Here is a 19,809-nt window from a genome sequence, read left to right on the forward strand (position 1 = left end):
ATCCAATAATAAATCTCTAAAAATTAGCGAGCGCGTATAAAGCTGCCATCTGGCTGGCGTGTAAACAGCACCTGCTGATCGTTACCAATATCAATCGTTAGCCCCGTCACTACGCCATTCGCATTCTGGCGAATCTGCACCATCTGCCCGGTTTGCAAAGTACTCAGCGGCTTATTGCTGCCTTCTACCTGCGCCATCGAATAGACATCTGCAGGCGGTAAATTATGATCGCGGAACAGCTGCGCCATCGTCTGCCCGGATTCCACACGATACGAACGCCATTGCTGCTCAATGTCATTATTAGCGTGTGGAACAGGTGCCTGGGTTTCTGCTTGCGGCTGTTCTTCAATGCGAGAAGGTTCGACAGGAGTCGCAGGCTCAGTATTGGCTGGCGGGTTGACTAAATGGGCACGAATTGGGGATTGCGATTCAATGGATAGCTGCGCGTCGCGTGCGACCGGGCGAGTGGTTTCATCTGGCGTAGGCCACAGGAAACCGAGTACCACCACGATCGCTGCAATAATAATTCCGCGTCGATGCATGACCGGAAGTGGGTCCATCAGGCGAAAATTATCGGGTGCATGCCAAATCCGCGCAAGCCAGGGTTTAATAGCGAATCGCATCGACATCACTCCTCATTTCCACACAATGTGCTCGGTTCATTTATCCACTCCATTATAGAACGCTAACTGTTTGATGCATTGAACAATCCGGCTTTACGTGACGCTCAACAGTAATTTAACGCTCAGTTAAACCATTGTTCCTGTTTCCTCTGCATTTGTCACCTTTGCCGCTTTTGCATTTTACCCGTCCGGATGACGCTGTTATGCTGCGGGCTTGCTTTTAAATACATTAAAGGAAATCCCATGACGACCCCTTCTTTTGACAGCGTCGAAGCGCAAGCAAGTTACGGTATTGGTTTACAGGTAGGTCAACAACTGAGCGAGTCTGGTCTGCAAGGTTTGCTGCCAGAAGCACTGGTAGCTGGTCTGCGTGATGCGCTGGAAGGGAATGCTCCGGCAGTTCCGGTTGACGTGGTTCATCGCGCACTGCGTGAAGTTCACGAGCGTGCCGATGCTGTTCGCCAGGAACGCCAGAAAGAACTGGCTGTTGAAGGCGTGAAATTCCTCGAAGAAAACCTTAAGAAAGACGGCGTGAACAGCACCGAAACGGGTCTGCAATTCCGCGTTCTGACTCAGGGTACTGGCCCAATCCCGGCACGCAAAGATCACGTCCGCGTCCACTACACCGGTAAACTGGTTGATGGCACCGTGTTCGACAGCTCAGTACAACGTGGCGAGCCAGCTGAATTCCCGGTAAGCGGTGTTATCGCAGGCTGGATTGAAGCACTGACTCTGATGCCGGTTGGCTCTAAGTGGGAACTGACTATCCCTCATAACCTGGCATACGGCGAGCGTGGCGCAGGCGCGTCCATTCCTCCGTACAGCACGCTGGTATTTGAAGTTGAACTGCTGGAAATTCTGTAAGCGTTCAAACGCCCCGCTGCGGCGGGGTTTTTATTTGGCTATTAACAAAACCAACGCGATTTTATCTGGTAAACACTTCCTTCATGAGTGTTTGTGTGAGGCTTGTCACTCTTTAGCCGTGATTTTGCACTCAAAACAAACACCAAATTAACAAATAATTTCATTCTTAGTATTCAATCCGCCAATTCTTCCCTACTATCATTGCGTTCCCTGGAACAACAACATCACATCCTCAAAATTTTAATAAAGGCCAGCAGAGCCTGAACACAACAGACAGGTACAGGATAAACACAACATGGTAGATCAGATAAAAGTTGCAGACGAAGCTGAGGCTCCGGCTGAGCAGTCGCTACGGCGTAATTTAACCAACCGTCACATTCAACTTATCGCGATTGGCGGAGCCATCGGAACAGGCCTGTTCATGGGCTCCGGTAAAACAATTAGCCTCGCAGGGCCATCCATCATTTTCGTCTACATGATCATCGGCTTTATGCTGTTCTTCGTGATGCGTGCGATGGGGGAACTGCTGCTTTCAAACCTCGAATACAAATCCTTCAGCGATTTCGCAGCCGACTTACTCGGCCCGTGGGCGGGGTATTTTACCGGCTGGACTTATTGGTTCTGCTGGGTCGTTACCGGCATGGCCGACGTGGTGGCGATAACGGCCTACGCGCAGTTCTGGTTCCCGGGGCTTTCAGATTGGGTCGCATCGCTTTCTGTTGTCGTCCTGCTGCTGACCTTAAACCTCGCCACCGTGAAAATGTTCGGCGAAATGGAATTCTGGTTTGCGATGATTAAAATCGTCGCCATTGTCGCGCTGATTGTGATTGGCCTGGTGATGATTCTGACCCATTTCCATTCACCGTCGGGTGTCGAAGCCTCTATCAATAACTTGTGGAATGACGGCGGCTGGTTCCCGAAAGGTATCAGTGGTTTCTTCGCGGGCTTCCAGATAGCGGTGTTTGCGTTTGTCGGCATTGAGCTGGTGGGCACGACTGCGGCTGAAACCAAAGACCCGGAAAAATCCCTGCCACGCGCCATCAACTCCATTCCGATTCGTATCATCATGTTCTACGTGTTCGCGCTGATTGTGATTATGTCAGTCACACCATGGCGTTCAGTCGTGCCGGATAAAAGCCCGTTTGTTGAACTGTTTGTGTTGGTGGGTCTGCCTGCCGCCGCGAGCATCATCAACTTCGTGGTGCTGACTTCTGCGGCCTCTTCGGCAAACAGCGGCGTGTTCTCGACCAGCCGTATGCTATTTGGCCTCGCACAAGACGGTATGGCACCGAAAGCGTTCGCCAAACTCTCTAAGCGCGCGGTTCCTGCGAAGGGTTTAACCTTCTCTTGTATCTGCCTGTTGGGTGGCGTGGTGATGCTGTACGTTAACCCGAACGTGATTGCTGCATTCACCATGATCACCACCGTATCGGCGATTTTGTTCATGTTCGTCTGGACGATTATCTTGTGTTCGTATCTGGTGTACCGCAAACAACGTCCACACCTGCATGAAAAATCCATCTATAAAATGCCGCTCGGCAAGTTTATGTGCTGGATGTGTATGGCATTCTTCGTGTTTGTGATTGTGCTGCTGACACTGGAAGCAGATACCCGCCAGGCGCTGATCGTGACGCCATTGTGGTTTGTGTTGTTGGGTGTGTGCTGGATGTTTATCGGCAAGAAACGCATCGCGACAATGCGTAAGTAATTTTTGCCCTCACCCTAACCCTCTCCCACAGGAGAGGGGACTGACCGATTTGCTTTCCCCCTCTCCCTCAGGGAGAGGGCCGGGGTGAGGGTGAACTATTCCCCAGCCAAAGCTCGCGGAAACAGCACGTTATTCTCAAGACTGATGTGATTCATCAGGTCGTCAATCAGCTCATTAATTCCGTTATACATCGCTTTCCATGTTGTGCAGGCTTCCGGCGGCGGCGTCACGTTATTGGTGGTGTGCTTAATCACTTCCAGCAATTCGCCTGCGTCGTCATGCTCACTTTCCATCACGCTAATCGGGCCGTTGGCCTGAGTTCCCATTCCCTGTTTAATCATCGGGAACAGAATTTGCTCTTCTTTCATCATGTGGCTGCTCAGTTCCTGATGCAGCATGGTGAGGTATTTCGCCAGCCCTTTCGGCACGTTCGGTTTATCGGCGTGTACGCGTTCAACTTTGGTCGCCTGAAGAATCAACTCCGGTATTTGTTCGCGGTGGCGATCGTGATAACGCACGATAATATGGTCGATGATTTCGGCCAGTGGCGCGCTTTGCCAGTCTTTTTCGACAGGTTCTTGAGCAAGCTTTGCAAGCTCGGTTTCGATGGCTTCCAGGTCCAACTCTTTACGCGTTGCGGCACGCTCAAGCGTCTGCTTCCCGCCGCAGCAAAAATCGAGATCCAATTTACGGAACAACGCAGAAGCGCGTGGAATAGTTAAAGCCAGTTCACCTAAAGCTTGATCGCGAAAAGCCATGAGCAGTTACCTCGTTGTCGATAATATAAGGTGCATATTAAATGCATCTTTAAGTCGGCGCTATGACTATTTCGAGGTAACGCGCTATTTATCCGTCGTGATGACCACTTCCGCGAGCGTGTTTTTCTGCGGTTTTGTCAGCACCGCCATCACCACGCCAACCACCAGGCAAATAATCCCGAGTAACGTCAGCAGCGGCGGCCAACTGTGGCGCAGCATAAAGGTGTAAGCCAGTCCCGCCAGCGTTTCAAAGACAATCAGTGGGCCGACGATCACCGTCGGCAATCGTTGGCTGGCAATGTTCCAGCACAATGCGCCAAGCCATGAACAAAACAGCGCAATCGCTAACATCAGCGTTAAAAACACTTCCGGACGTGGGCCAAAGGGCAGGGTGAAGTTGGTGTTAGTGCGAGACATCCACAGGCAAACGGCAATATAACCGAGCAGTGAAAATGGCAGGATCGCCAGGCCTTGCGCTGTCGCCCACATTAAGGGGTTTTTGTCCGGATTTTCGCGCAGCCAGCAAGCGTTACGCAGCGCATACCACGCCCAGCAGGCCACCGAGATAAACGCCAGGCCAATCCCGCTCACGTAGCGCCACCAGCTGAAATCGAGTTGCCCGCTGCGTAATTCGGCGGTATTCACCATCGCCAGCCCTAGCGCGATAATCACCAGCGCAGGCGCCAGCCGATGCCACGGCAATTTACCATCACGTTTGCTGTAAAGCAGATTGGCGAACACCGGGATCACCACCGGAAGCGTGCCGATAATCATGGTCGAAATCGGCGCACCGGTGCGCTGAATAGCGCTTGCGAGGCAGACGTAATAAATGAGATTGCCCACGGTCGAGAGTTTAAGCGCAGTAAACCAGTCTTCGCGTTTGAGCTGCCGTAAACGTTGGCGTCCAAACCAGGCCAAAGGCAGTGCAATAAATCCCAGAGCCAGATAGCGGCCGGTTGACTGCATGGCGGCGGGGTAATCAGGAACAATCAGCGGGCCGACAAAAATCAGTCCCCACATCAGCCCTGCCAGCAGGGCGTACAACACACCAGTTAACATTTTCTTTATCCATTTATTACTTTGGAATGAGTTTAGGTGGCGTGGGCAGGAAAATATTGTACCAGCTTGCGGTTTAGCGGCTTTAACTAGCGGGCGACCTGCTTCTGATAACGCACAGGCGTGATGCCATAGCGCTGCGAGAAGGCACGAGTCAAATGCGCCTGGTCGGTTAAACCGCAGGCTGCCGCCACGTGTACGGCGGGCATGCCGCTCGTCAGAAGCCGTTTAGCGTGCCACAGGCGAATCGCCATCAGCATCTGATGCGGAGTGACGTGATAGTGCGCTTTAAACATGCGCTGGAAATGATACGGACTCAGTGACACCACGGCCGCCAGTTCATCAAGCATTACCGGGTGCATATAATTATCGTGCAGATAATCGCGAATATGCTCGAAACGGTGCGCCGGGTCTTGCGCTCCCCCAGATTGATGTTGCGCGTAGGGCCGGAAAGTTTCGATGAGATTGAGTAATAAACCTTGCTGCGCCAGCAAATCATTCTCGCTCCACAACCGGTTGATCAGTTGGGAAATATCTCCTGCCCGTTGCGGATCGTGCTTCACGACCTCGCTAAACGACCAGTTTCGCGAGCCGGTCACTCTCTCAACAAGATCCGGTTCGAGATAAATCATGCGGTACTGCCAGCCGTCTTCGGTTGCTGCTTCGCCGGTATGAAGCTCGTCCGGGTTCATCAACACTAATGAATCCCGCGCAGCAACATGCTGAACACCACGATACCGGAAACGCTCAGCGCCTCGCGTCACAGTTCCAATGCCAAAGGCTTCGTGGGTGTGCGGTTCAAAGGCGTAGCGTGAAATATGGGCGTGATAAAGCTCAACGCCGGGCAATTGCGGTAAATGCCGGAATTGAGCGTTGTCTTTTTTATCGCTGAACTGTTCAGGTACGCCTTGCACACTAATCTCCGTATGGACACCCCATCAGTATAGGGATGTCCTGGTTTAACGGAAAGTTAACAATTACAGCGCGGCGCGAATGCTTTCGGCAAGCGGGATGGTCGGGCGGCCAATCAGGGCGCTTAGCTGGTGGCTATCATCAAACAGGCCACCTTTGGATGCGCCAATGTCAGAGTTTGCCAACATTGCTGCTAGCCCTTCTGGCAAGCCAGCACCGAGCAATGCTGCTTTAAAATCACCTTCCGGCAGGTTCTGATACACCACGGTCTTGCCGCTTTGTTTGGTCAGCTCCGCAGTCAATTCAGCCAGAGTCCAGCCGTGGTCGCCCGCCAGCTCGTAAACTTTGCCCGCCTGGTTGTTGAGGGTCATCACTTTTGCAGCTGCAGCCGCATAATCGGCACGCGTTGCGGAGGCGATTTTGCCTTCGCCAGTGCTACCAATAAATACGCCGTGTTGCAGAGCAGGCGGCACGCTGGCGAGATAGTTTTCGGTATACCAGCCGTTGCGCAGCAGTACGAATGGAATGCCGGATTGTTTTAGCATTGCTTCGGTGGCGATATGTTCATTGGCAAGGCCCAGTGGGGATGAATCAGCATGCAACAGGCTGGTGTAGGCAACCAGTTTCACGCCTGCTTCTTTGGCTGCATCAATCACATTGCGATGCTGAACTGCACGTTGTCCTACTTCACTTGAAGAAATCAGCAGTAGTTTTTCAACCCCCGTCAGTGCTTGCACGAGCGCCGCTTTATCTTCATAGCTGGCGGCACGTACCTGAACACCACGATCAGCAAGTGATTGAATTTTTGCCGGGTTACGCACGATGGCAACCAATTGGTTAGCCGCAACGGTATTCAGTAATTCTTCAACAACGAGTTGGCCCAGTTGGCCGGAAGCTCCGGTAATCGCGATCATGGTAAATCTCCTGTGGGTGTTCTGGTTAAGTTGTGCCACACTAGCACCGGCACTAACTTAAAGTAAGTACGCACAAAAAGGTAAGTATGAAATGAGTGAGATTGAAACCCGTCCGCTGTCGTTAACCGAGCAAATGCGTGATGGTAATTTATTTGCTGAGCAGTGCCCGTCGCGTGATGTGTTAAAACACGTCACCAGCCGCTGGGGTGTGTTGATTCTTGTGGCCTTGCAGGGTGGGACACATCGCTTTAGCGACCTGCGTCGTAAAATGGGTGGCGTGAGTGAAAAAATGCTCGCACAAACGCTGCAATGGCTGGAGGCCGACGGTTTTGTTAATCGAAAATCCTACCCGGTTGTGCCACCGCATGTGGAATACAGTTTGACGCCGTTGGGCTGTGAAGTTGCCGAGAAAGTGTCGGGGCTGGCTGACTGGATTGAATTGAATTTGCCGCGAGTGTTAGCGTCCCGCGAAGAAATCTAACACTCGCCGGTGGATGACGCTTGCGCTTATCCACCCTACAAAATCATGCACTTGTAGGTCGGATAAGCGCAGCGTCATCCGACGCGTGGTTAAACCTACTTACTCAAATCCAACTGATACAACGCAAAGCCGATTTCATCCGTTCCCACATTCTTCATCGGATACTGGCCTTTCTCTTTGATGAAGGCCGCCGCTTTGTCGCCCGGTGAGGTTTCAAAGCGAATATCTAATTTCTGATTGCTGTGAATCGGTGCCAGGCGCCAGTTGTTATCCGCCGCCGGGTGAATCTCTTTGCTTGCGGTAATCCAGTTTGCCAGCACCGAGCGGTTTTCATCAGGCGATGCGAAAGCTATATGGCTGTCGCCGGTTCCGGCAAACTTGCCGCCGTAAGCGCGATAGTTATTGGTCGCCACCAGGAATGTCGCGTTCGGGTCAATTGGCTTGCCCTTGAACGTCAGCCCTTTAATGCGCTCGGCTTTCGGGTTCACCATCTGGCATTCGCCGTCATAACGCGCCGGTTGCGACACGTCAATCTGGTAATCCACGCCGTCGATAACATCAAAGTTATAGGTGCGGAAACCGTCCCAATTAATCAGTGACTGCGGTTTCGTGCTGTTCACATCAATCTGATTAAACTGCCCGGCAGAACATTCCAGCCACTCTTTGACCTCTTTCCCGGACGCTTTCACCACAACAAGCGTGTTCGGGTAGAGATACAAATCGGCGGCGTTACGGAAGGTTAGCTGGCCTTTTTCTACTTCGACAAAACTGGCCGGATCGTTTTTACGCCCGCCGACTTTAAACGGTGCAGCAGCCGACAACACCGGCAGATGCGCCAGATCCGGGTCACCCTGAATGTATTTTTCAACGTAGGCAGTTTGCGCGTTATTCACCACCTGCACGGTAGGATCGTCCTGCACCAGCGCCAGATAGCTATACATATTGTCGGAAGATTTGCCGATAGGTTTGCTGACGAACTCGCGCGTTGCGTCATGGTCATGCTTGAGCACATCAACCAATTTGGCATCTTCTGCCGCCAGCGATTTCTTTGCCACGCTGTCATAAATCGGGCGTGCTTCCGCTTTGCTGCTGACCACTTTCCATGCGCCGCTATCGTTGTTCAACACTAAATCAACCACGCCCAGATGATCGCCCCACATGCCCGGCATCACCGCTGGAATGCCGTTCAGCGTACCTTTTTCGAGATCAACACCTTTGATATTGGCGAAGTCTTTGCCTGGGAAGACTGCGTGAGCGTGACCGAACAGGATGGTATCCACGCCCGGAACTTTGCTGAGGTAATAAACCGAGTTTTCAGCCATCGCATGATACGGGTCGCTGGACAGGCCGGAGTGGGCGATAACCACCACTAAATCAGCACCTTGCTTACGCATCTCAGGCACATACTGGCGAGCGGTTTCGGTGATATCTTTCACCGTCACTTTGCCTTCCAGATTCGTTTTATCCCACGTCATAATTTGTGGCGGCACAAAACCGATATAACCGATACGCAGCGTCTGCTCTTTGCCGTCTTTATCCTTAACCACGGTTTCTTTAATCACATACGGCGTGAACAGCGGTTTATTGGTTTTGGCATCGATAATATTGGCATTCACATAGGGGAATTTTGCCCCAGACAGCGCCATATGCAGGTAGTCGAGTCCGTAGTTAAACTCGTGATTACCTAGGTTCCCCACGGCGTAATCCAGCGTATTCAGTGCCTTATAAACTGGATGAATATCGCCTTTCTTCAGCCCTTTTGCCGCCATGTAATCACCCAGCGGGCTGCCCTGAATCAGGTCACCGTTATCAACCAGAACGCTGTTGACGGTCTCACCACGGGCGGCATTGATTAAACTCGCTGTACGCACCAACCCGAATTTCTCCGTCGGCGTGTCTTTGTAGTAATCGAAATCCATCATGTTGCTGTGAAGATCGCTGGTTTCCAGGATACGCAGGTCAACGGTCGCCGCGTTAACGCTGGTTGCAATCAGCGTGGCAAGGATCGTTGCGCTAAACTTGATCATGATTAAGGTCCTTTTTCGAGGTAGTCCACACAAGGCTATGTATATAAACGTTGTTGCTTACATTTTTGTGAAGTGTGCCAGAAATAAGAATCATTAAACCGGAATCGCTTCACATATAGCGCAACCTGATGCGATGAGATATAAGTAAAACAATAGGTTATTTGCATGACACAACATGAGGTGGAGAATGTTAGATAAAATTTGCCAACTGGCTCGGGAGGCTGGAGCTGCCATCATGCAGGTGTATGAAGGGCAAAAGCCGCTGGAGGCGACCCAAAAATCCGATGATTCACCTGTGACGGCAGCGGACATCGCAGCTCACACCATTATCCTGAAAGGATTGCAAACATTGACGCCGGAAATACCGGTGCTTTCAGAAGAAGATCCTCAGAGTTGGGAAACTCGCCAAAGTTGGGATCGCTACTGGCTGGTGGACCCGCTCGACGGCACCAAAGAGTTCCTGAAACGTAACGGCGAATTTACCGTCAATATCGCGCTTATCGAAAAGGGCAAAGCGGTGTTAGGCGTGGTGTATGCGCCAGTGCTGAACGTGATGTACAGCGCGGCAGAAGGTAAAGCCTGGAAAGAAGAAAACGGCACGCGCAATCAGATTCAGGTGCGCGATGCTCGCCCGCCGTTGGTGGTCATCAGCCGTTCTCACAGTGATGACGAACTGAAAGAATATCTTCATCAATTGGGTGAACACCAGACAACATCTATCGGTTCGTCGCTTAAATTTTGCCTGGTGGCAGAGGGGCAAGCGCAGCTTTACCCACGCTTTGGGCCAACCAATATCTGGGATACCGCAGCAGGCCATGCGGTTGCTGCCGCTGCTGGCGCACATGTTCATGACTGGCAGGGTAAGCCACTCGACTACACCCCGCGTGAGTCATTCTTAAACCCTGGCTTCCGGGTTTCTATTTACTAAGCAATCCGCGCAGCAGGCTAATCACCTGCTGCACTTCTTCCTGTGTAAGTGAGCCATCTTTGGCAAACTGCACACGGCCTTCCTTATCCAGCACCACAATCGCTGAACTGCCGGTTTCGAGTTGCCAGGATTTCTGCGCAACGCCATTACTATCGACAATAAACTGCGACCATGGATACTGCGTTTTATTGCTCTCAAGACTGCTACGCACAAACATTCCGGTGCCTACAATCGCATCATCGGTATTGACGATAGTGGTGGTTTGATAGCGATCATGAGGGAATTTCGCGGCTTTAATCGCTTCGATTAAACCAGCATTCTTCTCTTTGGCACTGGTGCGACCGGCAATATGCTGCACCACTCGCACTTTTCCCACGAGCTGCGCACTATTCCAGTTTTTATAGCTAAACTTATCATTGTCGAGCATCAACTCGCCTTTATCCGTAATGCCAATAGGCGAGACTCGCTGATTTTTCTCAAAGTTATGTGCCGATGCCGCAAGAGGCAGTAGCAGCAGGGCAAGCGCAAGGGTTTTGCGTAGAGACATGAGGACTCCTTATCTTATTATTTGTGAAAAGTTTGCAGGTGCTCCGACCACTTCGTCGTGACGTTTTAAGCATATGTGCTGAATAGGTTTCTGTCCCGCAACAACAATGCCAGTTTGCGGGTGACCGCACATATCCCTGTTTTTTGAAGGCTTAAACTAAGTTTTGTTTACAATTGAAAAGAATATTCTGAGAAATTGTAATCATACGGTAAATAAGATTGTGCAAACTAGGTGTCGGTTTGTATATGGACTATAGTTTCCAGGCACCAAATTTTTCGCCTCGTTTTGTCGGACCAAATGTGGAACCGCAGGGGCGTTAACACTGCAGGAGAGAAGAAGAATGAAAATTTTCCAACGGTACAACCCGCTTCAGGTGGCGAAGTACGTGAAAATCCTGTTCCGTGGACGGTTGTACATCAAGGACGTTGGCGCTTTTGAATTTGATAAGGGCAAGATTCTTATCCCAAAAGTGAAAGATAAGCAGCATCTATCTGTTATGTCTGAAGTAAACCGCCAGGTTATACGCATGCAGGCGGAAATGGCATAAAGCCATAAGTCATACCAAAAACGGCACCCGAGGGTGCCGTTAGTGTTTCTAAGTATTGATAATTACGCCGCGTTCTGCTCTTCGCCATCTGGCAGTTTTGGCGTCAACGGCGTCGGCTTATTGTCGATTCGCGTCACCAGCAGCTGGTCAATTCGATAGTTATCAATATCCACGACTTCGAACTTATACCCGGAGAACTTCACCGAATCGGTGCGTTTCGGGATTTTTCGCAGCATAAACATCATAAATCCGCCGATGGTTTCGTAGTTCCCGGACTGCGGGAACTCGTCGATATCCAGCACGCGCATGACGTCGTCAATTGGCGTACCGCCCTCAACCAGCCACGAGTTTTCATCGCGAGCCACGATTTGCTCTTCCATGCCCTGGCCGACCAGGTCACCCATCAGCGTGGTCATCACATCATTGAGAGTGATGATTCCCACCACCAATGCGTATTCGTTCATGATAACCGCGAAGTCTTCACCGGCAGTTTTGAAGCTTTCCAGCGCTTCGGAAAGCGTCAGGGTATCCGGCACAATCAGCGTATTACGCAGATGCACGCCGCTGTTGAGCGCCATGCTCTGGTTGCCCAGCACGCGGTTAAGCAGCTCTTTGGAATCCACATAACCAACGATATGGTCGATATCGCCATTACACACCAGGAACTTCGAGTGTGGATGTTCGGCGATTTTGTTCTTCAGGCTTTGCTCATCTTCATGCAAATCAAACCAGATGACGTTTTCGCGCGAGGTCATCGACGACGGTACGGTACGCGATTCCAGTTCAAACACGTTTTCAATCAGCTCATGTTCTTGCTTACGCAACACGCCAGCCAACGCGCCAGCTTCAAACACGGCGTAAACATCATCAGAAGTGATGTCGTCATTACGCACCATCGGCAGTTTGAAAATGCGGAAAATGACGTTCGCCAGGCCGTTAAAGAACCACACCAGTGGGCGGAAGATAAACAGACAGAAGCGCATCGGGTTGATGATTCGCAAAGCAACCGATTCAGGCGAAATCATACCGATGCGTTTCGGAGTGAGGTCTGCAAACAGAATGAACAGGCTAGTGACGAGCGTAAAGGAGATGATAAAGCTCAGTTGGTCAGCCATTTCTGGGGAGAAGAAACGCTCCAGAAGCACTTTAAAGGCCGGAGAAAACGCTGCATCGCCGACAATACCACCGAGAATTGCGACCGCGTTCAGGCCAATCTGCACCACGGTAAAGAACATGCCAGGGCTTTCCTGCATTTTCAGCACACGCTGCGCGTTCAGGTTGCCCTCATCAGCCAACAGCTTGAGTTTTATCTTGCGGGAAGCCGCCAGCGAGATCTCGGAAATTGAGAAAAACGCACTGACAGAGATAAGAAGAAGTATTAATAAAATACTGTTTAACATAGTTTATCCGGCTTAGAGCCAGAGCCTCGGAAGGAAAGTTGAAAATCTAAGGGTTGATACGTTTTGACTGCCAGTCCGTGGAGGTTGGGCCAGCAATTTCAACGGGTAGTATAGCGTAAGGGTGTGTGGGGCTGCCAGAGGGTATAATTTGGCCGCAGACGGCCTTTCGTAGGGCGGGTAAGCGCAGCGCCCCCGCCAGCATGGGTGAAAACGGCGGATGACGCTTCGCTTATCCGTCCTACAACTGCTATTTCCATCACCCGCTCAACTTTTCTTCAAACCGTAATATACGCCCGGCATTCCCCAGCACCAGCAGCGTGCTCAGGTTATGCAAAATGGCGGCAATCACCGCGCCAGATGCGCCGAGCCAGCCAAATGCAGCGGCGGCGACAATCACCAGCGTCCAGCCGAGGCCAATCATCACGTTGACTTGCAGCGTGCGGCGGCAGCGGCGGCTTAAGCGCACGCAGGTGCCGAGGCGGCGTAAATCCCCGCCAATCAACACGATATCGGCGGATGCCATAGCGATATCCGAGCCGCCTGCGCCCATCGCGACGCCGACCACACCTGCTTTGATGGCCAGGGAATCGTTGATGCCATCGCCGACCACCATCGGTCGGAAGCCGTTGTCGATTTGCACGCTGACCTGGTGCAGTTTATCGGCGGGCAGTGCGCCTGCGATAACGTTGTTTATGCCGACTTTTTTGGCGATGCGTTGCGCCACAGCTTCACGGTCGCCGGTCAGTAATAATTGCTGATTCAGCCCGAGATCGCGCAGTTCGGTCATTGCCTCTGCCGCTTCGTCGCGCAGGCTGTCGGCCAGTAAAATCCAGCCACGGAAACGACCCGCCAGCACCAGGCCGACAATTGGCCCATCGTGTGGCGGTTCTTCTGGTAAATCAGCAACCTGAGTTTTTAACAATTCATGTCGGCCAAGATACGCCTCGCCTGTCGCTGTGGTGGCAGAAATACCCAAACCTTGATGTTCATGCACATTTTCAAGCGCTGGCCACCCACTTTGCGGGGCGATATTGACCAGCGCCCGGCTGACCGGGTGGTTACTGGTCGCGCCGAGACTCGCCGCCAGAGCGGCCAGCGCTTGCGGTGATTCACCGGGTTCAGCAAGCAATTCATGCAATTGCAGTTTGCCGTGTGTGAGCGTACCGGTTTTGTCGATAATCACCGCATTGAGTTCGGCAAGTTCTTCGAGGAAAGCCGCACCGCGAATCAAAATCCCGTGACGCGCGGCGACGGTTAGCCCGGCAATAGACGTTGCTGGTGCGGAAAGCACCAGCGCACACGGGCAGGCGGCAACCAGCACGGCTAACATCGCCTGGTTATTCTGCGTCAAAAACCACGTGCTGGCGGCAATCAGTAAAACCAGCAGCAAGTAGCGTGCGGCGTGGCGTTCCAGCAAGCGGGTAATCGGCGGGCTGGCCTGTTCGGCACTTTGCATCAGCGCGATAACGCGGCCAAGCGTTGAGGTTTCACCGGTGCGCGTGACTTCAATACGCAGCCGTCCGTCGAGATTAATCGCGCCACCATAAACGTTCATGCCGGGTTTCACTTCCAGCGGAACGGACTCTCCGGTAATTGGCGCGGTGTCGAGGCTCGCCTGGCCCTCCAGCACGCGTCCGTCAGCGGGTAAACGGTCGCCCGCCCGCACTTCCACGATGTCGCCTGCCACCAGTTCGTGGTTGTCGATATCGTGCAGATTGCCGTCGGCATCAAAACGTCGCGCCCGGCTGCGGGTGAGCTTGCCGAGCGCTTCAATCGCCTCTTGCGAGCCAATCACGCTGCGTTCTTCAAGAATGTGGCCAACGGTCATGATCAACGGAAGCAACGCGGCGGTGAGCAAATCGCCCGTCGCCCAGGAGCCAATCAGCGCCAGCGCTACCAGTTGATCGGTAATGCCGTGCAGGCTTGGGTAGCGCAGGCTGTAAAAGGCGTGGCGCAGCACCGGAATGCCGACCATCAGCGAGGCCGCACCCAGCAGAATATCCGCCACGGCGACTTGTTCCGGTGCCAGGCCGCGCCACAGCAGACCGAGAATTAACGTGCCGCTGGCGACCAGCGCCAGAATCAGTTGGCGGGTAATCTGGCGCTGTTCCTGATGGCTTAACGCGCCGCCAGGATTGATAGAATCGGTACTCATTTTTGAGAAGGTTCCTTTTGCCCGGCGGCTTGCAGAATCAGATTCGCATCATCCTGCGGTGAAACGGTAATCACCGATTCGGCCTGCGCCAGAATCGCCGCAATGCGTTCGCGGTAAACGCGTGGCAGCAGGTCTGGATCGTGTGGAGTGTTGGCTAATCGAGCGACCATCGCGGTATCGGACTGGGCTTTTGCAACTTTTTCTTGGGCTTGTGCCTGGGCTGTCTGGCGCGTCCGGTCGGCAAGCTGGGTCGATTTTTGCCGGATTAAAGAAGCATCGGTATTCGCGGTGGCGATGGCCTGTGAAGCCTTCTGGCTGGCGGTGAGCACGGCGTTAAAAGCGGTGACGGTCGAGGCCGGCAGAGTCGACTGGACGGTGACACGCTCAAGGGTAATGCCCAGCGAGCTGCCCGATTGCGCCAGGCGTTGCAGATTCTGCTCGACGTTATGCTGCACATCCGCACGCAGGCGTTCGCGCAGCTTAGCGACGTTCATATCATTGCCGATCATTTCCGGGCGGGCGACCAGAATCGTGTCGAGATCGCGTGCGGCACACACCGCAACGGCGGCACGTTCAACCAGGCGATCGAGCGCGGGAATAACGTGTTCACCCTGCAACACATAATCCATCGGGCTGTTGACGCGATAAAACACGCTGATATCCAGCTGCACCACGCCCGCATCACCGGTCAGCAAGTAGCCGGACCCCGCCAGCGCGTCGCTGCTGTTATCGTCGCGCATGTCCGCATTCAGCGCGTTGGGCGAGCGTAAAAGTGCGCTCACGCGATGTTCGATAACGCGGTCTGGTGCAGGCACCATCACCACGTCATCAATCGGCTTTGGCCAGCTCAGTAATAAACCGGGTTCGGCAATGCGTTGCTGGGCGCCAAAATGAAGCACCACGGCGCGGCTGTCAGCGGGGATCTGGCGGATGTTGGAGAACAGCCAGCTTGCGGCGGCCAGCAGCGTCAGCCCGAGCAGCGCGTAAAAGGCGAGGCGTATGGATTGCGTCCACGGGCCTGCGGATGATTTCGGCTGATGCTCACTCATGAGTTTTATCCAGCTTCGGCCCTTCTACCAACAGGCGGAATGGTGCGGCATCGGTGCGCAACACCAGGCGAGTGCTGGAATTCACCACGCCGCTAAGGGCATCAAGCTGGCGTAACAGGCTATAAAGCTGTGGCGAACTGGCGTAAGCCTTGCCATAAATTTCCGCCGCCTGCACCTGGGATTGCGCTTCGATATCGGCGGCCTGAACCTGCGCCTGCGCTTCGACAATACGAGCGTCGCGCTCAGCCGCCGAGCGGATTTCTGCGGCAGCACGTTTGCCTTCGGCGGTGCGTTCTGTGGCAATGGTTTCACGTTCGGCCCGCATCCTGTCGACCGTGGCGTTGAGCGTGACCGCAGGGAGCGTCAGACGTTCGGTTCCCACCTGCACCAGACGAATGCCGTAACTTTCCAACAGCGGCTGGCTGATTTGCGCCTGTAAATGCGATTCAAACTGACCGAGCTGTACCTGTTTGCTGTCGGTATTCACCAGCTGCGAGAGGGTAAAACCACTGGTGGTGGTTTCCAGCGCTGAACCCAAATAAGCCCGGATCTGCCGTGCGGCTTCGTCAGGCTGATTTTGTACCGCACGCATAAAACGCTGCACATGTTCCGGTGTGTTATCGACCTGCCACACCGCATAAGACTGGACGATGATGCGCAGCCCATCGCGCGTGCCAACATCCTGTAAGCCGCTTGATGTGGTGCGCATCCGCAAATCCACAGTGGTAGCCGTTTCAAAAGGTGCAGGCAGCCGCCACGCAAGCCCTGGATTGAGCAGCACGCGCACCGGGTTGCCAAAGCGGGTAATGATCAGCGATTCGCCGGAGCGAACCTGAACCAGACTGGCGGCAGCGACGAGGATCAGCACGAGTAAACCTGCGCCTGCAATACGCTTCCAGACTCCGGATTTAGGCGCTTCAGAGTGATGGTTGTGGTGGCAACCGTGACTGCAACCATGTTGATGTGAATGGCTCAACGGGAAGACTCCTGTGTCGGTTTAGAAGGCGCGTCACGCCGTGCTGCTTCGTTCAAAGAGGGAAATTCACGCAGATCGATGGTGGGTGGCGAGCCTGCGCCAATACTACTGTCGATAATCATCAATGGGCTATGGCCTAAGGTTTGATGCAACTGGCTGAACCACAACTCATCAACAAAAACCTGGCCGGATTGCGCGACCGCCTGTTTTTGCGCGGCAAAACGCACGGCAGTTGCCTGTGCTTTGCTGGTGACATCGGTGGCGTTCATTTGTGCCTGGTTCTGGCGGGTTGTCGCCGTGGTTTGCGCGCTGGCAGCGAGTTCCGCCGCGTGCCCACGCTCGCGCGATACCAGTGCCTGAGCTGAAATTTGCGCGGCCTGCACGCCATGAAATGCATCGGCGGCCCCGGCTGGTGGGTGAATGGCTTCGACCACCGTTGAAAGCAACTCCACGCCGCTGTGTAACTCGTCGAGCCTTTGTTGCACTGCCCGGTTAATCTGGCTGGCTAAGGCATTGCGCTGCTCGCCGAGTAACTGTTCAAGCGTGAGCGAGGAAAACTGATGCACCAGCACTTGATTGGCGGTGCTGCGGATAAGCTCTGGCAGATTATTGCTGCGGTAAGTCGCCGCCAGCGCGGCGTTATCGGTTAAGCCAATGCGCCACATAAAACGCACATCGCTGTTAATGATTTGCAGGCTTTGCTGGTCGCCACTTTGGCTGGCGATAATCTGTGCTTTATCAAAGCTATGAACGGCATCCCACAGGCGGTCCGCACTTTGCGGCGCGTTACCTTCCGCACTTGCCAACGGTTCGGATGCGGCATCCGGCTCTTCTCCGGCAGCCAGTTCATGCACCTGGCCGTTCTCAGTCAACATCACTTGGCCAAAAGGCCACGGCAGCCCGTAATGCAGACCGGCAGGTAAGACCGCAACAGGTTTACCAAAACGTTCGTAAATGCCGCGCTGGGTGGTGGAAACTTGCTGGATACCCGTCAGCAACCAGCCGCAAAGTATCATCACCGCAACAACCGGCACAAAAGCACGCTTCAGGACGGTAAACGCCCAAAGCTGGCGCAAATCAATGCCAAAGTGCTGATGGATTTCATGCTGGAGAAATAGCAGCGGGCGCGGCGGCCAGACGAGCTGTGCCGCCAGTTGGCTTTTCGCCAGATATTCCGGTTCTGCGTCTTCCGCTTTAGGCGGCATAAACAGCGAAAAAAGACCGCGCAGCAGGAACTCAATCGCCACCAGTAACACCAGAATCGCGGGCAGGTTAACCAGCAGTGATAGCGTGACAGACGGGAAAACCAAAGGCGGTAAAGAGAGGAATTGCACCGCAAGCGTTAAGCGCAATATCGGCGCAATGAATTTCGCTTCCGGCCAGGCTTCGCTGGCAGTCGCCGCCAGATGACGTTCGGCAACCAGAGTGGCAAACATCGCCGCCGCAATTACGCCGACTGCCGCCCAGCGCAGTGTGCCTTCGTCCAGCCCGACGTAATTAGCGTCCCAACCCGAAAGCGTGACAAACAGCACGAGTGCCGCCATCAAGGCAAGGCTAATCCCATCGCTTTTGAGCGCCGCGTTGATGCGTTTGACGTTAACGGGAATGAGTGCGCCAAGCCGCTGATAAATGGTCGGCGAGGTTTCAGCTTCCGTGAGAGCTTCTTCACTTTTCAACGGTGGAGCGAAGATATCAGCTCGCCACTGGCAAATTCGTTGTGCGTTATAAAACGCGACGGCTAACAACATCAGCACGGCGGCATTGCTGGTTAACAGCGCTGCCCAGCGGGAAGATGACTCGAAAATATGAGTGATCAGCGCCACAACCAGCATAAGGAAAATCGTCGCACCTAGCCCGAAAACGACTCTTGCGGCCAGCATGGTCTGCGAAGACGCCAAAGAATATCGAGCCTGAGCGACTAACGGCGAATGCTCCGTCGGTTCAGATAATGGGGAGGGCTGCATGGAATGATTACTTTCAGGCGCAAGGTGTCTGCGACATTGAGGTTAATTGTTATCATATAACATATCACGGAGATGAATTATCCGTAAATGGAGTACGGGTAACGGTTTGTACAAATGGAGGGGAACGTGGTTTTGTAGGGTGGATAAGCGCAAGCGTCATCCACCGTTTATGCGAATTTTGTCGGATGTCACTGCCGCTAATCCGACCTGTGATTTAGCCTTGTGGCGGCAAACAAACACCAATGCCACCGATGCCGCAGTAACCATACGGGTTTTTATGCAGATACTGCTGGTGGTCATCTTCGGCGTAATAGAACGGCCCGGCGTTAGCGATTTCGGTGGTGATTTTTCGATCATCCCCGGATTGCGTCATTGCCTGCTGGAAGCGCTCAAAACTGGCGCGAGCCGCCGCATCTTGTTCTGGTGTGAGCGGGTAGATTGCGGAACGATATTGCGTGCCTGTGTCGCCGCCCTGACGCATGCCCTGAGCGGGATCGTGGTTTTCCCAGAACACGTGCAGCAGTTGTTCGTAACTCACCACGTTGGGATCGTAAACCACGCGCACGGCTTCGGTGTGCCCGGTCATACCGCTACAAACTTCATGGTAAGTGGGATTCGGGGTAAAACCTCCGGCATACCCGGCGGCGGTACTGTAAACCCCCGGTAATCTCCAGAATAAACGCTCAACGCCCCAGAAACAGCCCATCGCAAAATAAGCGATTTCCATGCCATCTGGTACATTTGTCATGGAATGCTCGTTAACCGCATGCAAAGTGGCGATAGGCATCGGGGTATTGCGACCAGGCAGCGCTTCCGACTGGGTGACGCGATGGGTTTTCTCAAATAATTTCATCAGTCGTGATCTCCCGATATTGACTAAATTTAACAACAACCTGCGTG

At 53.4% G+C, this 19,809-nt stretch carries 18 protein-coding genes; 5 read left to right on the forward strand and 13 right to left on the reverse strand.

Going from position 1 to position 19,809, the window contains the following annotated elements; genetic code table 11:
* Positions 1-23: 23 nt before the first annotated feature.
* Positions 24-629 carry an OapA family protein gene (locus M2371_RS18055; RefSeq protein WP_034492831.1) on the reverse strand — a complete coding sequence of 202 codons (606 nt, stop codon included), beginning with the start codon at positions 627-629 and terminating at the stop codon, positions 24-26.
* Between the two features lie 237 nt (positions 630-866).
* Between M2371_RS18055 and fklB the strand changes: the two genes are divergently transcribed.
* Complete coding sequence (gene fklB / locus M2371_RS18060; RefSeq protein WP_064515716.1) at positions 867-1,487, forward strand: FKBP-type peptidyl-prolyl cis-trans isomerase; 621 nt, start codon at positions 867-869, stop codon at positions 1,485-1,487.
* A gap of 295 nt (positions 1,488-1,782) precedes the next feature.
* Positions 1,783-3,195: a D-serine/D-alanine/glycine transporter gene (cycA, locus tag M2371_RS18065; protein ID WP_115631287.1), complete on the forward strand. Its 1,413-nt coding sequence runs from the start codon at positions 1,783-1,785 to the stop codon at positions 3,193-3,195.
* Positions 3,196-3,290: 95 nt separating this feature from the next.
* Here the strand turns inward: cycA and ytfE are convergent, their stop codons facing one another.
* From ytfE to M2371_RS18085, 4 genes are all read right to left on the reverse strand, one after another.
* Positions 3,291-3,953, reverse strand: a complete 663-nt coding sequence (gene ytfE, locus M2371_RS18070) for an iron-sulfur cluster repair protein YtfE (RefSeq protein ID WP_259268360.1) — start codon at positions 3,951-3,953, stop codon at positions 3,291-3,293.
* Between the two features lie 84 nt (positions 3,954-4,037).
* On the reverse strand, positions 4,038-5,012 hold the full coding sequence (locus tag M2371_RS18075; protein WP_259268361.1) for a DMT family transporter: 975 nt from the start codon (positions 5,010-5,012) through the stop codon (positions 4,038-4,040).
* Positions 5,013-5,098: 86 nt separating this feature from the next.
* Positions 5,099-5,923, reverse strand: coding sequence for an AraC family transcriptional regulator (locus M2371_RS18080; protein ID WP_259268362.1), 825 nt, complete (start codon positions 5,921-5,923; stop codon positions 5,099-5,101).
* 63 nt (positions 5,924-5,986) lie between these two features.
* Positions 5,987-6,835, reverse strand: coding sequence for an SDR family oxidoreductase (locus tag M2371_RS18085; RefSeq protein ID WP_259268363.1), 849 nt, complete (start codon positions 6,833-6,835; stop codon positions 5,987-5,989).
* A gap of 91 nt (positions 6,836-6,926) precedes the next feature.
* On the opposite strand from M2371_RS18085, the gene M2371_RS18090 reads away from it, so the two are divergent.
* The gene (locus M2371_RS18090) at positions 6,927-7,316 is read left to right on the forward strand and encodes a helix-turn-helix domain-containing protein (protein WP_259268364.1); all 390 of its coding nucleotides are present in this window, start codon (positions 6,927-6,929) and stop codon (positions 7,314-7,316) included.
* Positions 7,317-7,411: 95 nt separating this feature from the next.
* Here M2371_RS18090 and M2371_RS18095 read toward each other — a convergent pair whose 3' ends face one another.
* Positions 7,412-9,343 (reverse strand): bifunctional 2',3'-cyclic-nucleotide 2'-phosphodiesterase/3'-nucleotidase, encoded by a 1,932-nt coding sequence (locus tag M2371_RS18095; protein ID WP_259268365.1) that lies wholly within the window; start codon positions 9,341-9,343, stop codon positions 7,412-7,414.
* A gap of 187 nt (positions 9,344-9,530) precedes the next feature.
* On the opposite strand from M2371_RS18095, the gene cysQ reads away from it, so the two are divergent.
* Positions 9,531-10,271: a 3'(2'),5'-bisphosphate nucleotidase CysQ gene (gene cysQ / locus M2371_RS18100; protein WP_034492859.1), complete on the forward strand. Its 741-nt coding sequence runs from the start codon at positions 9,531-9,533 to the stop codon at positions 10,269-10,271.
* On the opposite strand, the gene M2371_RS18105 is transcribed toward cysQ, so the two are convergent.
* Positions 10,261-10,818: a YtfJ family protein gene (locus M2371_RS18105; protein ID WP_034492862.1), complete on the reverse strand. Its 558-nt coding sequence runs from the start codon at positions 10,816-10,818 to the stop codon at positions 10,261-10,263. The two genes, cysQ and M2371_RS18105, sit on opposite strands and share 11 nt — an antisense overlap.
* Before the next feature lie 340 nt (positions 10,819-11,158).
* On the opposite strand from M2371_RS18105, the gene M2371_RS18110 reads away from it, so the two are divergent.
* A complete protein-coding gene (locus tag M2371_RS18110) occupies positions 11,159-11,365 on the forward strand; it encodes a DUF1107 domain-containing protein (protein WP_034461209.1) in 207 nt (68 codons plus the stop codon).
* Between the two features lie 62 nt (positions 11,366-11,427).
* On the opposite strand, the gene M2371_RS18115 is transcribed toward M2371_RS18110, so the two are convergent.
* The 6 genes from M2371_RS18115 to msrA all read right to left on the reverse strand — a co-directional run bounded on the left by M2371_RS18115 (position 11,428) and on the right by msrA (position 19,762).
* Positions 11,428-12,765, reverse strand: a complete 1,338-nt coding sequence (locus tag M2371_RS18115) for a hemolysin family protein (RefSeq protein ID WP_034492865.1) — start codon at positions 12,763-12,765, stop codon at positions 11,428-11,430.
* A 256-nt stretch (positions 12,766-13,021) separates the two neighbouring features.
* Positions 13,022-14,920 carry a cation-translocating P-type ATPase gene (locus M2371_RS18120; RefSeq protein WP_259268366.1) on the reverse strand — a complete coding sequence of 633 codons (1,899 nt, stop codon included), beginning with the start codon at positions 14,918-14,920 and terminating at the stop codon, positions 13,022-13,024.
* Positions 14,917-15,969: an SPFH domain-containing protein gene (locus M2371_RS18125; RefSeq protein ID WP_259268367.1), complete on the reverse strand. Its 1,053-nt coding sequence runs from the start codon at positions 15,967-15,969 to the stop codon at positions 14,917-14,919. Before M2371_RS18125 ends, M2371_RS18120 begins: the two co-directional genes overlap by 4 nt.
* Positions 15,962-16,945 carry a protease modulator HflC gene (hflC, locus tag M2371_RS18130; RefSeq protein WP_259268368.1) on the reverse strand — a complete coding sequence of 328 codons (984 nt, stop codon included), beginning with the start codon at positions 16,943-16,945 and terminating at the stop codon, positions 15,962-15,964. Before hflC ends, M2371_RS18125 begins: the two co-directional genes overlap by 8 nt.
* A complete protein-coding gene (gene hflK, locus M2371_RS18135) occupies positions 16,942-18,909 on the reverse strand; it encodes a protease modulator HflK (protein ID WP_259268369.1) in 1,968 nt (655 codons plus the stop codon). The genes hflC and hflK overlap by 4 nt, the downstream gene beginning before the upstream one ends.
* A gap of 214 nt (positions 18,910-19,123) precedes the next feature.
* Positions 19,124-19,762 (reverse strand): peptide-methionine (S)-S-oxide reductase MsrA, encoded by a 639-nt coding sequence (gene msrA, locus M2371_RS18140; protein WP_115631261.1) that lies wholly within the window; start codon positions 19,760-19,762, stop codon positions 19,124-19,126.
* Between the last annotated feature and the right edge of the window lie 47 nt (positions 19,763-19,809).

The sequence above is a fragment of the Buttiauxella sp. BIGb0471 genome (assembly GCF_024807715.1).
GTDB classification, from domain to species: domain Bacteria; phylum Pseudomonadota; class Gammaproteobacteria; order Enterobacterales; family Enterobacteriaceae; genus Buttiauxella; species Buttiauxella agrestis.

Bases quoted from the DNA above. Each gene is read 5' to 3' on its own strand.
- M2371_RS18085 (WP_259268363.1), bottom strand. From the start codon at position 6,835: ATGATCGCGATTACCGGAGCTTCCGGCCAACTGGGCCAACTCGTTGTT.
- M2371_RS18125 (WP_259268367.1), bottom strand. From the start codon at position 15,969: ATGAGTGAGCATCAGCCGAAATCATCCGCAGGCCCGTGGACGCAATCC.
- M2371_RS18055 (WP_034492831.1), bottom strand. From the start codon at position 629: ATGTCGATGCGATTCGCTATTAAACCCTGGCTTGCGCGGATTTGGCAT.
- msrA (WP_115631261.1), bottom strand. From the start codon at position 19,762: ATGAAATTATTTGAGAAAACCCATCGCGTCACCCAGTCGGAAGCGCTG.
- M2371_RS18095 (WP_259268365.1), bottom strand. From the start codon at position 9,343: ATGATCAAGTTTAGCGCAACGATCCTTGCCACGCTGATTGCAACCAGC.
- M2371_RS18090 (WP_259268364.1), top strand. From the start codon at position 6,927: ATGAGTGAGATTGAAACCCGTCCGCTGTCGTTAACCGAGCAAATGCGT.
- M2371_RS18110 (WP_034461209.1), top strand. From the start codon at position 11,159: ATGAAAATTTTCCAACGGTACAACCCGCTTCAGGTGGCGAAGTACGTG.
- cycA (WP_115631287.1), top strand. From the start codon at position 1,783: ATGGTAGATCAGATAAAAGTTGCAGACGAAGCTGAGGCTCCGGCTGAG.
- cysQ (WP_034492859.1), top strand. From the start codon at position 9,531: ATGTTAGATAAAATTTGCCAACTGGCTCGGGAGGCTGGAGCTGCCATC.
- M2371_RS18115 (WP_034492865.1), bottom strand. From the start codon at position 12,765: ATGTTAAACAGTATTTTATTAATACTTCTTCTTATCTCTGTCAGTGCG.
- M2371_RS18120 (WP_259268366.1), bottom strand. From the start codon at position 14,920: ATGAGTACCGATTCTATCAATCCTGGCGGCGCGTTAAGCCATCAGGAA.
- M2371_RS18105 (WP_034492862.1), bottom strand. From the start codon at position 10,818: ATGTCTCTACGCAAAACCCTTGCGCTTGCCCTGCTGCTACTGCCTCTT.
- M2371_RS18075 (WP_259268361.1), bottom strand. From the start codon at position 5,012: ATGTTAACTGGTGTGTTGTACGCCCTGCTGGCAGGGCTGATGTGGGGA.
- ytfE (WP_259268360.1), bottom strand. From the start codon at position 3,953: ATGGCTTTTCGCGATCAAGCTTTAGGTGAACTGGCTTTAACTATTCCA.
- hflK (WP_259268369.1), bottom strand. From the start codon at position 18,909: ATGCAGCCCTCCCCATTATCTGAACCGACGGAGCATTCGCCGTTAGTC.
- fklB (WP_064515716.1), top strand. From the start codon at position 867: ATGACGACCCCTTCTTTTGACAGCGTCGAAGCGCAAGCAAGTTACGGT.